Below are 16,241 nucleotides of genomic sequence, written 5' to 3'. Positions count from 1 at the left end.
GGTTCCGATCGCGAATTTCCAGAGAATACGCGCGGAACAGCGTCGTGGATCCCCCGTTGCCGGGGGCACAGACTGTCCGTTGTGGCAATTACCGACGTAGAGAAACCAGCAGGTTACGCTGCAACAATCGCGTACTCGTGGTTGTGAGGCTCAATCAGCGCGCCGTGAAGCGCCACAATGGTCTTCTCATAGGCGTCTTCGTCCACTACGAACTGGATGTCCACCTGCCGCATGCACTGGTGCAGGGCCAGAACGCTGATATCCTCGTCCGCCAGGGCCTTGACTGACCGAGCCAGGATGCCCGACACCTTGATATCGCTGCCAATGGCAGACACGATCGCCACCTTGCGAGTGCTGATTTCGGCGTTGGGAAATTCGTCTTTCAGCGCCCTGACCACCCGTTTGACGTGTTTGAGCGTACTGTCCACGTAGTGGGTAATGGTGTTGGCGTTGGTGTCCTTGGATACGAAACGCACCTTGAAGCGACCCAGCACTTCCAGAATGCGACGGTCGGAACCGGGCTCACCCTGCATGTCCTGATCGAACACCTCAATGGCAAACACGCCTTTGTTACCCGCGATGATCTCTACCTGAGGCTTCTCACTGACGTAGTCGCCGGTGATCAGGGTACCGGTGTGCTCCGGCTCGAAGGTGTTCATCACCCGCAGCGGAATCTCGTTCTGACGCATGCCCTTGCCAGCGCGCGGGTGGATCGCTTCCATACCGAGGTTCGCCAACTGGTCAGCAACGTCATAGTTGGTGCGCCCCAGGGGGACGACCTTATCCGCACCGACAATGTTGGGGTCCGCGGAACTGAGGTGGTATTCCTTGTGGATGATCGCTTCGCGGGCGTTGGTAATCACCGCGACCCGGCTGAAGGTCATCTCGCTGTAGCCCCGGTCGAAGGTACGCATCAGGCCTTCCTTGCACTGGGCATACCCCGTCACGATCGGCAGCTCACGGCTCAGGTCCACCGCGTCGAATGCCTGCTTGAGCTTTTCATCCAGCGGCAGCAGTTCATTGTCGCGCCACCCGGTCAGGTCCACGAACCGCGCATTGATGCCTTCCTGCTGAAGCTTCAGGGCAGTGTTGAAGGCACTGTGGGCCTCACCGATACCGGCCAGCATTTCACGAACCGTCAGCAGATGCTCCTCAAGCTGGAACTGCCCGTAGGAACACAGACGTTGCAAATCAATCAGGCAGCCGCGAACGCCTTCGATGCGGTCAGTGATGAACTGGTCCGCCTGCTGCTTGAGCATGGGGTCCGGGAACAGCTCGCCATTGATGTCGGTCAGGAACTGGATCAGTTTGGTGAGGTCGTCGCCCCAGGCCCAGTCCGACTCGGCATCGGCGAACAGGGCATAGACACCCGGTTCTCCGGTTTTCTTGTGCTCCAGCAATTCGTCGGTGACACCGCCATAGGCGGAGACCACGAAGATGCGCTGGTACAGGTCGTCCTTGGAGCGCCCGCCGAGAATGATGTTGTCGCGCACCGCCTCATAATTGCTCATGGAGGTGCCGCCGATTTTCTCTACGGTATGTTGTTCGCTAGTCATAATGTTACCGTCGTTATCCTGCAGAATGAGTGTCGGGAGATGGCAGGCGTCTCAGGACGCCTTGCTCATTCCCTCCTGCATGATTTCGTCCACGCTTTGACCTAGAAGTTTAGCACCTTTGCGCAGATCGTCCTCGCTGGTGGTCAGCGGCATCAGGCATTTGATCACTTCGTCATTGGGGCCGCTGGTTTCAATAATCAGGCCCTTCTCAAAGGCACGACCGGTGATCTTGTCCGTCACTTCAGCGTCGGTGGCTTCAATGCCACGCATCATGCCCCGGCCTTTCATCTTGAACTCGCCCGGGTACTTGTCACAGATTGCCTGCAGCCCTTCAGCCAGAACCTCGGTCTTGGCTTTCACTTCATTGGCAAAGGCATCGTCTTTCCAGTAGGTCTCGACCGCTGCGCGGGCGGTTACAAAGGCCATGTTGTTGCCCCGGAAGGTGCCGTTGTGCTCGCCCGGCCCCCAGACATCAAGCTCCGGCTTGAACAGCACCAGGGCCATCGGCAGGCCGTAACCGCTCAACGACTTGGATACCGTTACGATATCCGGCTTGATGCCCGCAAATTCGAAACTGAAGAACTCGCCGGTACGGCCGTTCCCTGCCTGGATATCGTCGACGATCAACAGAATGTCGTACTTTTTGCACAGCTTCTCGAGGCCCTGCAGCCATTCAGCGCGGGCGACGTTCAATCCGCCTTCGCCCTGGACCGCTTCAACGATGACCGCTGCCGGCAGTTCAAAGCCGGAGGAGCCGTCGGACAACACCTTGTCCATGATTTCCAGGGTGTCTACGTTCTCACCCAGGTAGCCGTCATAGAACATGAAGTCCACATTCCCCAGCGGGGTGCCAACGCCACCACGGTGGTGCTTGTTACCTGTGGCCGCGACCGCGCCCATGGTGACGCCGTGGAAGCCATTGGTGAAGGACACGATGCCATTGCGGCCTTTCACCTTGCGAGCCAGTTTCAGGGCCGCTTCCACGCAGTTGGTGCCGGTAGGACCGGTAAACTGCATTTTGTAGTCCAGGCCACGGGGGTCCAGGATGTGCTTCTTGTACGACTCAATGAAATCGTGCTTGGCGGTGGTAAACATATCCAGGCCCTGGCTGACACCATCGCTTTCAATGTACTCGAGCAGCGCTTTCTTGAGAATGTCGTTGTTGTGGCCATAGTTCAGTGACCCGGCGCCGGCCAGGAAGTCCAGGTATTCCTTGCCATCTTCGGTGTACAGGTGCGCGTTCTTGGCACGGTTAAAGATCACCGGAAAGGCACGGGAATAAACGCGTACTTCGGATTCGGTCGACTTGAAAAGTTCCATTGTCTTGCCTCTTAGCATGTCAGGTTCGAGGTAACTGTGCGGTAGCACGTTGGTTGAAGCCGTTGTGACAGATTCACCTCAGCAATCTGCCGGCTAGTCCAAACAGGGGGATCGGTCGTTCGGGAAGGCTGCTACGCCGTCTTTGTGAAAGGCCCGATGCGGAGCAGGAACTCGGAGTCGTGCTTGCCGCCAAAGTGGGTGTCTTTCTCAAAGTGCTCGTGGTAAGTCAGTTCAGCACCCATGTCACGGGCAAAGGACCGGAACAGCGCCCAGGAAGCCTCATTGTCTTCAGTGATGGTGGTTTCCATGTGGGTCACGTCTTTACACGCGTCCCTGGCCACAATCGCCTTCAACATCCGCTTGGCAAGACCTTGCCCACGACCTTTCTCGTGAACGGCCACCTGCCAGACAAAAACGGTTTTGGGCTGTTGGGGGGGAATATATCCGGAAATAAAGCCGACCAGATCGCCGTCTATCTCCGCGGCCACGCCGGTTTCGGCAAAATGGCTGCACTGCAGGAGGTTGCAGTAGATCGAGTTAGGGTCCAGCGGGGGGCATTGTGCCACCAACTGGTGAAGCCTGTAGCCATCATCCTTGACCGGCGTGCGGAGGGTGATGGCGGTGGTATTCGAGCCTTCTGATGTCATAACGTGATCGATTCGCCTCAAAAAGTTAGCGTTAAATTATATAGACCACAAAATATATTTCAAGTCGGCGCTCTGGGGCCGCCAGCCCCGATGGCTACCTCTCACCTTCAGAATAGACATTATTACACCAACCGCCAGTGACAAATTCGTTACCCTATAGAGCCCCTTCCAGGGGGAAACGTAATATCGTCTGCGGTTATCGAAGTCCCTCCAACGATCCGGTCCCGGTACGACACAGCGGCGGCCGAACCCGCCGGCCAGAGCCGGTCAAACTGCTCTAACCAGGCGTCGACGTCATAGTCCACGGGTAACAGTGAGACATTCAGGCCCTGCCGCTCAAGACCGGCAACCGGCTCAGCCACGGGGCTCGCCAGACCGATCCGGGTGATCAACCCACGGGGGTCCTGCCGCAGATTCCCCATTCCGGCTGCCCCGTTGTTGGCAACCACACAACGTCGCTCGTTCACCATTCCCGACCACAGTACTGGCAGGCAGGTGTGGGTGGAGACAATCACATCAGCACCGCTGGCCAGGAACCACTCCGTCAGCTTCGCCTCGTTACCAGCCACAAAGGATTCATAGGCCAACCCCCAACCGGCGAGGGACTCCGGATCGCCGTGAATCACCAAAACCTTTAGGCCTCCAAATATCAGGCAACGGTAACGGGGTAAGAGGGATAACCGCGCCTGAATATCGGAATGCTCCCCGGCCACCCCCTGCAGCCGCCCCATAATGGCGTTGGAACGTGCCACGACGCCCTCATCCACGAAATCCGGATAGGCACAACCGCAGCCGGCGCCATCATTGGGGTTGGCCAGTTCATAATCCACGTTGCCCAGGCTGACGGTGTGCTCCAGCACCCGATTGTTGATCTCCCGGAACAGCCCGTCGGTGGCGTTAAACCAGTTAAAATCCCCGTTAAACACCAACGTCACCCGGCGACCCTGTCGCTCCTCCGCCCGTGCCAATCGCTCGATTTCATCCAGGGCAAGGGGATTTCCGTACAGGCCACCGATAACATACAGCACGTCCCCGGCCACCTGTTGCGGCTCAGCACACAGCGACGCCGGATCGTAGCGATACGCCAGCGGACAACTCCGGCCCTCGGTCACGACACCACCTCCTAAACCTCCCCGGCCGCCAGAGAGCGCCCGGCAAGTCGGCGGACGACCAGCGGCACAAAGAAACCGGCGGTGCAGATCAGGAAGCCGTAGGCGTTTACACCCAGCAGCATGGCGTATTTGCCGTCACCGATGGCCCAGCTGGCGGGAATCAGCCCCGTTGCCAGCAGCACACCCAGACCCAGGCCGGTCCAGAAACTGAGATGAAAGCTCCAGGGCGACCAGCGGGTAAAACCGTAAAACAGGAACACCGGTGCCAGCCCCATCACCATGGTGCCGGAAATGGTGGTGGCCTTGAGAATATCGGTGCCGGCAAACATCGGCAGGTTACCCAGCAGTGCGAACACAATCATGATGACCGCGCCCACGCGAACGCTCGGCAAGCGGTCTTTGGCACGTTTCGCCAGCCGTGGCAGATCCACCGCCAGGGACTTGGCCAGTGAACTGAATGTGGAATCCAGCGTGGAGCCGGCGGAGGTCATCATCACCACACTCATGAAGAAGAGCGCCGCCAACCCAAGCGATTGTCCGACAGCCGCGGGCGCATTACCCATGGCCTCAATGCCATTGAGCCGTGCGTGAACACCGACGAGGCTGAAGATGAACACCGCCACAAAGCCCAGCAGTCCTGCCACCACGAAGCTCTTCAACATCGTTTTTTCCTTGTTCACAAAGCCGCGGTCGGTTAGCACCGGATCGTGGAAGGGGTAGCTGAACATCTGCAACAGCGCGACGAGCAACAGGTCAAAGCCGGCATTGAGCTTGAACTCACCGTCGGTGAGCAGGGCACTGGTGTCATTGGCCGGCACAATCAGGAACAGCACCGCGCCGACAAAGAACACAAACACGAACGCCTGAATCACATCCGTGAATATCGACGACCGCAGGCCACCTTTCAGGCTGTAGGCGAGAGTAAAGACGGTAAACAGCATCGCCGCGGAGTAGTACTCCCACTCACCCGGCAGCCCGAAATAGCCGCCCACCACGGCGGTGTTACTCCAGACTTCGTTATACAGACGGATCAGGATGGCCGCCGCAAACGCCAGACTGGCCAGCCGGCCAAAGCGCGACGTGAGGAAATCCTGCAGGCTGCGGGCACCGGTCTGGGTCCGAATCAAATAGATGATGTAGCCGGCCACGGGAATCGACAGCCAGTAACTGGCGTACGCCAGACCGCCGGTGACACCATAAGCAGCCCCCAGGTTGGCCGCGTTGGTCACCGACTTGGCAAAGATCCAACTGATGAAAATACTCGCCGTCAGCGACCACTGACTTACCGGGTTACCCTGATCATCCGCACCTTTATAGAACGAATTGGCGTTTTTGCTCTTGGGCGACAACACATACATCACCACCCCATAAACCACCAAAAACCCCCAAAACAGGGTCGCTTCCGTGAAATTCATCGTCTGTCTTTTCCTCGTCCGTTCTTTGTTCTAATCCAGCGAATTGCAGTCATTCAACCGCGGTCTGGGGGTGGTGTTTTATTTCCGCCAGGAAAAAGGTGTCTGAACAAAGCGAGTTCTTTTTCTCAAGGAAATAAAACACCACCCCCAGACCGCCAACTCCCAGCAACCAGTCCTAAAAAAGAATCACCCAGGCGCCGAACAACTAGCCCCAAACCGATAACAGGCAAAACACCGGTGATGCCGCAACATAATCCGCTCATCCATGCTCTCCGCCAGTGTCCCGCCAAGGTCATACTGCGGATCGTCATCCACCAACGTACAGGCATACACCCGCACCCGGTCATCCCGCTTCACCAGCATGCGCGTATAAGTGCACATGAAGTGCGACCGTGCCTCTTTGGTGGGGTATTTCTCCATGCAGGTTTCGGTAATCTCCGGGCTGCCGTCTTCTGAGCCGGGCGTCCCCAGATCAGGGAACGCGGTGAATGCCAGCGTTTCAGGAATGCCCCAGTCCCGCAGAATCTCGCGGAAAGCCGCTTCCACATCCGCCGGAATCTCCTCCGGATCGGTCTGGCGAGCAATCGATACCTGAAAACCCTGGTCGACCAGCCAGCGAATCCCCTCCAATGCCTTATCGAAACTGCCTTCACCCCGGTCCACGTCATGCCGGGCCCGGTCAGGGAAGTCCAGGCTGACGCGGAAATGGATCGGGTACGCGTTGTCCAGTAACGGCAGCACCTGATGACGGCGTTTGAGCAGCGGATCCGTGGCATTGGTCAGGACAAAGCAGGGACGGTGCTGGCTGGCGTAATCGAGGATATTGATGAAATCCTTGATCACGAAAGGCTCACCGCCGGTGAAGGAGAACTGCTCCACCCCCATATCCAGGGCTTCGTGAATAAAGGGTTTCACGTCGCTCAACTTCATGCCCGGAATACGGCCATCGCCGGGGTGTGACCCTTCCAGGCAAAACGGGCAGGCCAGGTTGCAGGCGGTGCCGGTATGAATCCACAGTTCCTTGAGCTTGTCGGAATCAATGTAGCCGCGCGGGTCGCCGTTGCGGGTGTGGGTCCAGCTGTCGCGGGCCCTCGGTTCCAGCACTTCCACGGCGGGAATACGTCTTTCGGCGGTTTGGGTCAGGGGCATAGCTGCTCCGTGTTGACGATGAATCTATGAGTGCCAAAAAAGGTGCAGGCCCTGTAACACCTGCACTTATTCTGTTTTACGTTGTTACTTCCCGGCCGGCCTTGTCGCCGGTCTGTTTGCCACGGCGCCAGCCGTGAAGTTTCTCAAGCAGTTTGAGAATGCCCTGGGGTGCGTGTTCGCGCTTCCACTCTCCAGCGGCATACTTGGCTGATTCGTTCCAGGTCGGGTAAGGGTGGATAGTGCCCAGAATTTTGTTCAGGCCCAGGCCGTGCTTCATGGCCAGGGTGAACTCGGCCAGTATCTCGCCGGCGTGCACACCGACCACGACGGCACCCAGAATCTTGTCCTTCCCTGGCGGCGTGAGCACCTTGATAAAACCGTAATCCTCACTCTCAGCAATGGCACGATCCAGGTCGTCCAGGCCATAGCGGGTGACTTCGTAAGCCACACCTTTTTCCTTGGCTTCGGCCTCGCTAAGGCCGACCCTGGCCACTTCCGGCGAGGTAAAGGTCACCCAGGGCATCACCCGGTAATCCACCTGGAAACGCTTGAACTCGCCAAACAGACCGTTCACTGCCGCGTACCAGGCCTGGTGAGCCGCCGCGTGGGTAAACTGATAGGGCCCGGCCACATCGCCACAGGCGAAGACGTTGGGGAAGCGCATACTCATGTCTTCTGCCACTGGCACAGTGCCATTGGGCAGGGTTTCCACCCCTATCTTTTCCAGCCCCAGGCCGTCAGTTCGAGCGGCACGACCAACAGCAACCAGAACCTGGTCAAACACGATCCTCACGCGCTCGCCGTTGAACTCGCAGTAGGCCACCTTTTCTCCGTCCTCGACAGCGAACTCCTTGGCGGCGTGGTTAAGCCGCAGATCAATGCCATCCTGTTCAAACTGTTTCCGGATGACCTCGGAGACATCGGCGTCTTCCTTGGCCAGCAAACGCTCGCCCATTTCCACCTGGATCACCTTGCTGCCAAGCCTCGCAAAGGCATGGGCCAGTTCCGAGCCAATGGGGCCGCCACCAAGTACCAGCAAGCGCTCAGGCTGGGTCTGCAGGGACCATAGATTGTCCGATGTCAGCGGCTCCATGTCCGCCAAACCGGGAATGGGCGGCACTGCCGGCTTGCCCCCAGTGGCCACCACAATACTGCGCGCGGTCAGGCGCTCGGTGTGACCGTCGCTATGGACCACTTCCAGCTCCCAGGGCGATACGAAGCTGGCGGTACCGGAGATGCAGTCAACACCCAGTTTGCGGAAGCGCTCGGGCGAGTCGTGGGGTTCCACCTTGGCGATGACTTCTTTCACCCTCGCCATGATATTGGCAAAGGAGCCTTTTACCGGTACCGACTCCAGGCCATAACGATTCGCCTGGCGCAGGGTGTCGGCCGCCTTGGCACTGCGAATCAGCGCCTTGGACGGTACGCAACCGGTGTTGAGGCAGTCTCCGCCCATTTTGTCTTTCTCGATCAGCGCCACCTTGGCCTTAACCGCTGCGGCAATGTACGCCGACACCAGGCCCGCCGAGCCACCGCCAATCACCAGCAGGTTGTAATTAAACGACTCTGGTTTCTGCCAGCCGGCGTACACCCGGCGCTTGCGAATGAAACCGACAACAAACTTGGCGATCAGCGGGAACACCCCCAACAGCGCGAAAGACAGCAGAATATTGGCGGACACAATGTCGCTGGTGGTTTCAATCGTCGACAGCTGAGTGCCGGCGTTTACATACACAAAGGTACCCGGCAGCATCGCCGCCCAGCTCACCAGAGCGTAGGTCTTCAGCTTCATGGCGGTCAGGCCCATCGCCAGGTTAATCAGGAAGAACGGAAATACCGGTACCAGACGCAGGGTGGCAAGATAGAACGCACCGTCTTTTTTGATGCCACGGTCCATCTTTGCGACGGTTTCCGCGTACTTCTCCCGCAAGGTATCCCGCATCAGAAACCTGGCCACCAGGAACGCAAGTGAGGCACCGATGGTCGATGCGATGGATACTGCAACCAGACCATAGACATTACCGAAAAAGGCACCGCCGGCCAGCGTCATGATCGCGGCACCGGGCAGCGACAGCGCCGTTACCACCACATACACTCCAGCAAACCCAAGCACCGCCGCCAGCAAATTCTGATTGATCCACTGTTCAATGGCAGACTGGTGTTTCTGCAGGTTTTCCAGCGTGAGTATCTCGTGACCGCCAAAACTGACAAACAGTGCAACCACGACACCGATAACCAGCAGCAAAACGAGCTTTTTGGAGTTCATAGCTAAATCCATAAATTAAAAGTGAAAACGGTTGCTCTGAGAGACACGCCAAAGCGCTGGATGTTACAGCAGCCAGGGTCTAAAATTTTTTTGAGCAGTGACTCATCATTACTGGAACTAATGGCTGCGACTATAGACATACCATTGTCCAGGCCGCTCTGGATGTCCAATAACATGTTTATAACAACGCTCTAACGCGGGTGTCCTGGGGTATACGGAATGGAAACCACAACGCACCAATCTGACGACGACATCCTCATCACCGGCCTGAAGTCGGGGAACCAGGGCGCCTTTCGCGAGGCTGTGCGTTTATACACCCCTGGCATGATGGCCGTCGCCCGCTTTTACCTTGATCACGCCTCGGCAGAGGAAATTGTCCAGGATTGCTGGGTGACGGTTATCGACGCCGTTCAGACATTTGAGGGCCGTTCCGGCCTGAAGACATGGTTGCACCGTATCGTGGCAAACCGGGCCAAGAATCATCTCCGAAAGACCAAGAGGGAAGTGAACGCGGATTTTTCGGAAGCGCTGGACCCGGACCTCGCCGCCCGCTTTGCGCCCAATGGTCGCTGGGCCACACCGCCGAGCCTGAAAACCAATGAGTCCGCCCAGGCACTGATGGAGAACGGTGCACTGAGCGACTGCCTTGATCGACACCTGTCCGCACTGCCGGAAACACAACGATCAGCATTGATGTTGTACGAAGCGCATCAGCACAAATCCGACGACGTGTGTAACATTCTGGATGTCAGCGCCTCTAACCTGCGCGTGCTCCTGCATCGGGCACGGCAGAAAATCTTTCTGATGGTTGAGACATTTCAGGAGACAGGCGAATGTTAATGTGCCGGGATCTGGCTCGCATCGCCAGCGATTACATTGACGGTGAGCTGGGCACCGGGAAAGTAATGTCTGTGAAAATGCACCTGCTGATGTGCGGTCGATGTCGTAGCTTCATTGGCAGCCTGCGGGCCAGCATAGAGCTTATGAACGCCCACTCGAGCCAGCAGCTGGACGAAGATCTGGTACGCCGGATTGACGAACGTGTCAGTGAGTCGCTCAACGCTCGGCACTCCGGAAACGACACGTCGGACCCGTGATGCTCTTCGCTTTCGTTTAACGACACCCGCCCCTTCCGGACGTTACACCAGGCTCTGACAGAACCACTCTTTTCGCTTGCCAATGGAACTCCCACACCGCCGCTCTGTCTCTGGAACGATCATTCAAAATTCGAAAGGAGATATGGAATGCCCAAGCAGTTACCCCTTGCCCTGCTGTTACTTCGACTTGGTGTTTTCGTTGTTTTTCTGGTCTGGACCCTGGATAAACTGGTTCAGCCCGAGCACGCTATCAAGGTTTTCGATTCATTCTACGGGCTCGATGGCCTTGGCGAGACAGCCGTCTACCTCATCGGCATCGCACAACTTGTGCTGATACTGATGTTTGTTGCTGGCCTTCTGAAAACCTGGACTTACGGCGCACTCCTGATCTTCCACGGTGCTTCCACCCTGTCCTCATTCGCGAAATACCTGCAGCCTTTCGATAACCTCCTGTTCTTTGCGGCCTGGCCCATGCTCGCCGCATGCGCGGCGCTGTATCTGCTTCGTGATTACGATACGCTTACGCTTTCGAGGCAACCGGCTCCCACTGCTGCGTAAAACGGCGCCAGGGCGTTGTAACAGTCAGTCCGGTTGTTTGTCCTTGTTGCTATCAACCTACCGCCAACAACCGGAGTACCGATGCTACTGAACTGGCTGTCACGGCGCCTGACCACCTATCTTTCAAAGCAGGTCACCCAACACTCGGTGCGCACCTCCGCCTGGGAGGCCCTGGAAAAAACTCTTCAGCCCGGCGACGTTTTACTGGTGGAGGGAAATACGCGAATCAGTGTAGCCATCAAGTACCTGACTCAGTCAACCTGGTCGCACGCCGCCCTTTACCTGGGACCGAACGCGGGCCTTGGCGCCGCCGGCAATGGCGAGCCACATGTACTGATCGAGGCGGATCTTGAGGAAGGTATTCGCCCGCTTTCGCTGTCGGCATACCGCAACACCCATACCCGCATCTGTCGCCCGGTCGGACTCACCGACAATGATATCGACAAGCTTGTGGATTACTCGAAAAGCCGGCTCGGCCACCAGTACGACCTGAAAAACGTCTGGGATCTGGCACGCTACCTGTGCCCGACGCCACCGGTACCGTCCCGTTACCGACGTTCGCTTCTGGCCCTTGGCAGCGGTGATCCCACGCGGGCGATCTGCTCCACATTCATCGCCGAGGGATTCCAGGCCCTCCGTTACCCGATACTGCCCGTAAGCCTGTCCGAATCAGAAGGTGATCCGGCTTGCGACGCGCAAAAGCGCGAGTACTTCCGGATTCGCCACCATTCTCTATTTGCGCCCCGGGATTTCGACGCCTCCCCCTATTTCGACGTCGTTAAACCCACGCTGGAACAGGGGTTTGATTACCGGGGGTTCCGGTGGGCGGAATGACACTGAGAATCGCCATCGTTGTTGTGGTAATGGCTGCCCTGGCAGGTGCCTGGTGGCTGCTGCAGATATTGGGAATACCTGCGGACCTGTCTCCAGATGCCCTTGCACAATGGCTGAAAAGCCAGGGGGCTGCCGGCCCACTGTTGCTGATGCTGCTGATGACGATGGCGGTTGTGATAGGCCCGATTCCCACACTTCCGGTCAGTGCAACCGCAGGTCTGGCGTTTGGTGTGCTTGAGGGAACCGCCATTGCAGCAACCGGTGCCCTGCTGGGCGCCATGGCGGCGTTCTGGGTTGCCCGTTGCCTCGGACGCGAGGTGATCTGCAAACGTTTTCCGGACAACCCTGTGCTTGCACGGGATGGCTCGCAACGCTTTCTCACCATTGCCATCCTGCTGACCCGGCTGATACCCGTTTTCTCGTTCGCCCTGATCAGTTACGCCGCCGGCGTCACTGCCATACGCGCCTGGCGCTTTGCGATTGCCACCTTCGTTGGCATGCTGCCAATGACGGTGGTGTTTGCAGGCCTGGGGAACACGTTCACGTTGAATCCGGTACTTACCGTCGCCGCAGGCGCGATTATCCTGGCAGTGATGGTATGGTTGCCGTGGTCCATCAGCCGAAACCCCGGCTCGCAGCTGGCGCGCTGGCTTCAACTTAACCAATAACAACAAAGAGACGACCTTATGCGCCGTCCGGTCAAAGCCGATGTTATGCCCTGGCTCGCCCGTGCCCTTTCCAGTGCGCCCAGATACGCTCTGCAACGATCCCTTCACAACATACGGGCAAAAACGCGGGGTGAGAGCGATCTTGTCCAGGTGTTCGTAAACCCCCGAGACCCATTTGGGCTGCCCCTGTTGCAGGCGCTTATCCAGCTACAGGAACGTTTTTATGTGCGTTTCCGGGTCCATACTGTCTGGCAACTGGACGACAACATGTACCCCGAGCCGGCTCTCTGGCGCACCTGGGCGCAACAGGACGCCACAAGGCTCGCACAACTATACGGCTTCACGCCTCCAGACCGGCCGACGGCGCCCTCCGAGACCGAACTGACGACAGCCACGGCCCGTCTGCTCAATGCAGAAAAAACCGGTGAAGGGCTGATAACCGCCGTGCGTGTGCTGGAAGATCTATGGCATTCACATTCCGGCTCGCCACCGGACACAGCGCCCGCAAGGTATGACCACGCACAGCTGTCCGAGAATGAACGGTTGCTCCGGAGGCTAGGGCACTATCAAGGCAGCATGACGAGGTACCTGGGTGAATGGTTCTGGGGTGTGGACCGCCTGGATCATCTTGAGCGGCGTCTAAACGAACAGGGACTGAACCGGGACGTCCCCGATGCGGTCCTTTTCACGCGCACATGGTCCGATTTGATGAGTAGCAGCCCCAGCCCGGCTGACGGCCATCGAGCGACCACCACCCTTGAGGTCTTCTTTTCCATCCGCAGCCCATACTCCTATCTGGGCCTGGAGCGAGCAGTCCAGTTGGCCAAGGCGTGGAATATTCCTCTTCAACTGAAACCGGTTCTGCCCATGTTGATGCGCGGGCAGTCGGTACCGGATGCCAAAAAGTGGTACATCTTCCACGACACCAAAAGGGAAGCCAACAAACTGGGCATTCCGTATGGTTTCGTCGCCGATCCTTTGGGGCCGGGCGTGGAAAGATGCTATGCCTTGTTCGAATACGCCCGCTCACTCGGTCGCGAGACCGACTACATGCTGGCCTACGCCAGGGCCGTCAATGCCGAAGGCATCCGCTCCGAAACCGATGCCGGTCTGAAAGTAATCGTCGAACGAGCCGGCCTGGACTGGCAGAAAGCCAAGGCTTTATTGAACGATCAAAGCTGGCGTGAGTGGGCGGAAAACAACCGCAAAGCCATGTATGACTGCGGGCTATGGGGCGTTCCCAGCTTCCGTTACGGGGAGGTCAGCTGTTGGGGGCAGGATCGGTTGTGGGTGATCGAAAAGAGCATCGTCGCGGCTACCGCGACTCTCAATAAACGCCAAGGGCGCGTATGATAACTCCATGCTCGTCCCAACGTGGGCCGTGAAGGCGACAAACTCTGGAAGGAGGTTCTATGAAAACACTATTGATTCATTCGTTGATCATCGTATCCATGATGGTAAGTGCTCCTGCTCTTGCCCAGGGAGACCCCTTGAGAGTCGGAATGTCCGGCCAGTATTTCCCGTTTACCTTTGTGGAGCAGGATACCCTCAAAGGGTTTGAAGTTGATGTGATGAACGCAATTGGCAAGGAAATGGGGCGTGAAATCCAGTACCAGACCGCCAACTTCTCAGGCCTGTTTGGCATGTTGGAATCCGGGCGCATCGACACCGTTGCCAACCAGATCACCATCACCGAGGAGCGCCAGAAGGCCTACATTTTCAGCGAACCGTATGTCTATGACGGTGCTCAGGTAGTAACCAAGGAAGGCAACACCGAGGTCGAGGGTGTGGAAGATCTGAAGGGTAAAACCGTCGCGGTGAATCTGGGCTCCAACTTCGAGGCCCTGTTGCGGGAACTGCCCTATGCAGACCAAATCAACATCAAAACCTATGAGAGCAATCTGGAGCGTGATACCGCTCTGGGTCGCGTGGACGCCTTCGTTATGGACCGGGTCAGTGCCAGCCAGATCATCAAGGAGAAGCCACTGCCGCTGGAGCTCGCCGGCCCAACGTTCTCCCAGATCACCAACGCCTACCCGTTTCGCGACACGGACGCCGGACGAGCGCTGCGTGATGAAGTAAACGCAGCCCTGACAGCCCTGCGTGACAACGGAACCCTGGCCTCCATTTCAGAGAAGTGGTTCGGCACCGACATCACCCAGCCCTGAGGGGCGCCACCAAGGCCTGACTCGCTATGGACGTGTTGAACGTCGAATACATGCTTGGGCTGGTACCTGTGTTGCTCGGGTACCTGCCCCTCACCCTGCAACTGGCCGGCGTCGGGATGGTGCTGGCGCTGATCCTTGCCTGCCTGTTCGCCGTCGTCCGGGTGCTGCGCATCCCGGTGCTCAATCAGCTGACCATCGTGTTCATTTCCTTTTTCCGGGGCACTCCGCTGCTGGTGCAGTTGTTCCTGTTCTATTACGGGCTGCCGCAACTGGTCAGTGCATTGACGGTCATAGACGGCGTTACGGCGACCATCATGGGCCTGACCATGCATTTTTCGGCGTACATGGCGGAATCGATACGTGCCGCCATCGTGGGTGTGGACCGCAGCCAGACCGAAGCCGCCCTGTCGATCGGCATGACCAACGGCCAGCTGATGCGACGGATAGTGTTGCCCCAGGCCACACGTGTGGCACTGCCCACGCTGATGAACTACTTCATCGACATGATCAAGGCCACCTCCCTGGCATTTACCCTGGGGGTTACCGAGCTGATGGGTGCCACCCAGAAAGAGGCCGCCGGCAGTTTCCTGTACTTCGAGGCCTTCATTGTTGCCGCCATCATGTACTGGATCGTTGTTGAGATGCTCTCCAAGCTTCAGCACTACCTGGAAATCCGTCTGAACAAGGCCTACAGCCGATGATCAAACTGGAATCACTGAGCAAACATTTTGGCAAGGCCGTGGTTCTCGACGGCATCGATCTCGCCATCGAAGAAGGTGAGATCGTGGTGATCATCGGTCCCTCAGGGACCGGAAAATCCACCCTGTTGCGCTGCGTCAACTTTCTGGAACAACCCACCAAAGGCACCATGACCGTGGGTGATCTGACCGTGGACGTGAACCGCGCCAGCCGCGCGGACATTCTCTCCATGCGCCGGCGAACCGCGTTCGTTTTCCAGAACTATGCCCTGTTCTCCAACAAGACCGCGTTGCAGAACATCGCGGAACGGTTGCTCGTGGTGGATCGCTGGCCGAAAGAAAAAGCCTACCAGCGCGCACGGGAGATACTTGATCGGATCGGCCTCGCCGACAAGGCAGATGCCTATCCGGCGTCCATGTCCGGCGGACAGCAACAGCGGGTCGGTATCGGCCGTGCCATGGCAACGGGCGCGGAAGTCATCCTGTTTGACGAGCCCACCTCGTCACTCGACCCCGAGTGGGTGGAAGAAGTGCTGGGGCTGATGAAACAGTTGGCCTCGGAACGCCAGACCATGATGGTGGTTACCCACGAAATGTCCTTCGCGCGGGACGTGGCCGACCGTGTGATCTTTATCGACGGAGGTCGAATCGTGGAGCAGGGGCCTCCCAGTGAGATTTTCCATAATCCCAAGGACCCACGAACCAAGGACTTTCTGAAGAAAATCCTGGCCACCAATCCGGTATGAACGGCGG

Annotated in this window: 16 protein-coding genes; 9 read left to right on the top strand and 7 right to left on the bottom strand. The window is 57.9% G+C overall.

The annotated features are described in order from the left end of the window. Positions 1–113: 113 nt before the first annotated feature. The 7 genes from JJO78_RS02005 to JJO78_RS01975 all read right to left on the bottom strand — a co-directional run bounded on the left by JJO78_RS02005 (position 114) and on the right by JJO78_RS01975 (position 9,465). Positions 114–1,556: an aspartate kinase gene (locus JJO78_RS02005; RefSeq protein WP_075196330.1), complete on the bottom strand. Its 1,443-nt coding sequence runs from the start codon at positions 1,554–1,556 to the stop codon at positions 114–116. Positions 1,557–1,607: 51 nt separating this feature from the next. Further along, complete coding sequence (gene ectB / locus JJO78_RS02000) at positions 1,608–2,876, bottom strand: diaminobutyrate--2-oxoglutarate transaminase (protein WP_075196331.1); 1,269 nt, start codon at positions 2,874–2,876, stop codon at positions 1,608–1,610. 131 nt (positions 2,877–3,007) lie between these two features. Continuing rightward, the gene (ectA, locus tag JJO78_RS01995; RefSeq protein WP_075196332.1) at positions 3,008–3,523 is read right to left on the bottom strand and encodes a diaminobutyrate acetyltransferase; all 516 of its coding nucleotides are present in this window, start codon (positions 3,521–3,523) and stop codon (positions 3,008–3,010) included. A gap of 149 nt (positions 3,524–3,672) precedes the next feature. Next, positions 3,673–4,635: a metallophosphoesterase family protein gene (locus JJO78_RS01990; RefSeq protein WP_075196333.1), complete on the bottom strand. Its 963-nt coding sequence runs from the start codon at positions 4,633–4,635 to the stop codon at positions 3,673–3,675. Between the two features lie 11 nt (positions 4,636–4,646). Beyond that, the gene (locus tag JJO78_RS01985) at positions 4,647–6,050 is read right to left on the bottom strand and encodes a sodium:solute symporter family transporter (RefSeq protein WP_007154860.1); all 1,404 of its coding nucleotides are present in this window, start codon (positions 6,048–6,050) and stop codon (positions 4,647–4,649) included. Positions 6,051–6,236: 186 nt separating this feature from the next. Next, on the bottom strand, positions 6,237–7,199 hold the full coding sequence (locus tag JJO78_RS01980; RefSeq protein WP_041332820.1) for a radical SAM protein: 963 nt from the start codon (positions 7,197–7,199) through the stop codon (positions 6,237–6,239). Between the two features lie 76 nt (positions 7,200–7,275). Next, a complete protein-coding gene (locus tag JJO78_RS01975; protein ID WP_075196334.1) occupies positions 7,276–9,465 on the bottom strand; it encodes an FAD-dependent oxidoreductase in 2,190 nt (729 codons plus the stop codon). Between the two features lie 219 nt (positions 9,466–9,684). On the opposite strand from JJO78_RS01975, the gene JJO78_RS01970 reads away from it, so the two are divergent. The 9 genes from JJO78_RS01970 to JJO78_RS01930 all read left to right on the top strand — a co-directional run bounded on the left by JJO78_RS01970 (position 9,685) and on the right by JJO78_RS01930 (position 16,234). Further along, positions 9,685–10,305 carry an RNA polymerase sigma factor gene (locus tag JJO78_RS01970; protein WP_007154863.1) on the top strand — a complete coding sequence of 207 codons (621 nt, stop codon included), beginning with the start codon at positions 9,685–9,687 and terminating at the stop codon, positions 10,303–10,305. After that, entirely contained in the window at positions 10,299–10,562 is a 264-nt protein-coding gene (locus JJO78_RS01965; protein ID WP_041332818.1) for a zf-HC2 domain-containing protein, read from the top strand. The genes JJO78_RS01970 and JJO78_RS01965 overlap by 7 nt, the downstream gene beginning before the upstream one ends. A gap of 147 nt (positions 10,563–10,709) precedes the next feature. After that, entirely contained in the window at positions 10,710–11,120 is a 411-nt protein-coding gene (locus JJO78_RS01960) for a hypothetical protein (protein WP_007154865.1), read from the top strand. Between the two features lie 81 nt (positions 11,121–11,201). Further along, a complete protein-coding gene (locus JJO78_RS01955; RefSeq protein ID WP_041332814.1) occupies positions 11,202–11,954 on the top strand; it encodes a YiiX/YebB-like N1pC/P60 family cysteine hydrolase in 753 nt (250 codons plus the stop codon). Continuing rightward, positions 11,951–12,622 (top strand): TVP38/TMEM64 family protein, encoded by a 672-nt coding sequence (locus JJO78_RS01950; RefSeq protein WP_041332810.1) that lies wholly within the window; start codon positions 11,951–11,953, stop codon positions 12,620–12,622. Before JJO78_RS01955 ends, JJO78_RS01950 begins: the two co-directional genes overlap by 4 nt. 18 nt (positions 12,623–12,640) lie before the next feature. Continuing rightward, the gene (locus JJO78_RS01945; protein ID WP_075196335.1) at positions 12,641–13,975 is read left to right on the top strand and encodes a DsbA family protein; all 1,335 of its coding nucleotides are present in this window, start codon (positions 12,641–12,643) and stop codon (positions 13,973–13,975) included. A 59-nt stretch (positions 13,976–14,034) separates the two neighbouring features. Continuing rightward, positions 14,035–14,790: an amino acid ABC transporter substrate-binding protein gene (locus tag JJO78_RS01940; protein WP_075196336.1), complete on the top strand. Its 756-nt coding sequence runs from the start codon at positions 14,035–14,037 to the stop codon at positions 14,788–14,790. Positions 14,791–14,816: 26 nt separating this feature from the next. Then, positions 14,817–15,491 (top strand): amino acid ABC transporter permease, encoded by a 675-nt coding sequence (locus JJO78_RS01935; RefSeq protein ID WP_075196337.1) that lies wholly within the window; start codon positions 14,817–14,819, stop codon positions 15,489–15,491. Next, positions 15,488–16,234, top strand: coding sequence for an amino acid ABC transporter ATP-binding protein (locus JJO78_RS01930; protein WP_036201846.1), 747 nt, complete (start codon positions 15,488–15,490; stop codon positions 16,232–16,234). The genes JJO78_RS01935 and JJO78_RS01930 overlap by 4 nt, the downstream gene beginning before the upstream one ends. Positions 16,235–16,241: the final 7 nt, after the last annotated feature.

Source organism: Marinobacter sp. DS40M6, from assembly GCF_028581595.1.
Lineage (GTDB): Bacteria > Pseudomonadota > Gammaproteobacteria > Pseudomonadales > Oleiphilaceae > Marinobacter > Marinobacter salarius.
The sequence above is the reverse complement of the archived record's forward strand: the minus strand, read 5'-3'. Positions and strand labels throughout refer to the sequence as shown.

What these genes read in the sequence shown, in the direction of transcription:
- JJO78_RS02005 (WP_075196330.1), bottom strand. Translation starts at nt 1,556, where the DNA reads ATGACTAGCGAACAACATACCGTAGAGAAAATCGGCGGCACCTCCATG.
- ectB (WP_075196331.1), bottom strand. Translation starts at nt 2,876, where the DNA reads ATGGAACTTTTCAAGTCGACCGAATCCGAAGTACGCGTTTATTCCCGT.
- ectA (WP_075196332.1), bottom strand. Translation starts at nt 3,523, where the DNA reads ATGACATCAGAAGGCTCGAATACCACCGCCATCACCCTCCGCACGCCG.
- JJO78_RS01985 (WP_007154860.1), bottom strand. Translation starts at nt 6,050, where the DNA reads ATGAATTTCACGGAAGCGACCCTGTTTTGGGGGTTTTTGGTGGTTTAT.
- JJO78_RS01980 (WP_041332820.1), bottom strand. Translation starts at nt 7,199, where the DNA reads ATGCCCCTGACCCAAACCGCCGAAAGACGTATTCCCGCCGTGGAAGTG.
- JJO78_RS01975 (WP_075196334.1), bottom strand. Translation starts at nt 9,465, where the DNA reads ATGAACTCCAAAAAGCTCGTTTTGCTGCTGGTTATCGGTGTCGTGGTT.
- JJO78_RS01970 (WP_007154863.1), top strand. Translation starts at nt 9,685, where the DNA reads ATGGAAACCACAACGCACCAATCTGACGACGACATCCTCATCACCGGC.
- JJO78_RS01965 (WP_041332818.1), top strand. Translation starts at nt 10,299, where the DNA reads ATGTTAATGTGCCGGGATCTGGCTCGCATCGCCAGCGATTACATTGAC.
- JJO78_RS01960 (WP_007154865.1), top strand. Translation starts at nt 10,710, where the DNA reads ATGCCCAAGCAGTTACCCCTTGCCCTGCTGTTACTTCGACTTGGTGTT.
- JJO78_RS01955 (WP_041332814.1), top strand. Translation starts at nt 11,202, where the DNA reads ATGCTACTGAACTGGCTGTCACGGCGCCTGACCACCTATCTTTCAAAG.
- JJO78_RS01950 (WP_041332810.1), top strand. Translation starts at nt 11,951, where the DNA reads ATGACACTGAGAATCGCCATCGTTGTTGTGGTAATGGCTGCCCTGGCA.
- JJO78_RS01945 (WP_075196335.1), top strand. Translation starts at nt 12,641, where the DNA reads ATGCGCCGTCCGGTCAAAGCCGATGTTATGCCCTGGCTCGCCCGTGCC.
- JJO78_RS01940 (WP_075196336.1), top strand. Translation starts at nt 14,035, where the DNA reads ATGAAAACACTATTGATTCATTCGTTGATCATCGTATCCATGATGGTA.
- JJO78_RS01935 (WP_075196337.1), top strand. Translation starts at nt 14,817, where the DNA reads ATGGACGTGTTGAACGTCGAATACATGCTTGGGCTGGTACCTGTGTTG.
- JJO78_RS01930 (WP_036201846.1), top strand. Translation starts at nt 15,488, where the DNA reads ATGATCAAACTGGAATCACTGAGCAAACATTTTGGCAAGGCCGTGGTT.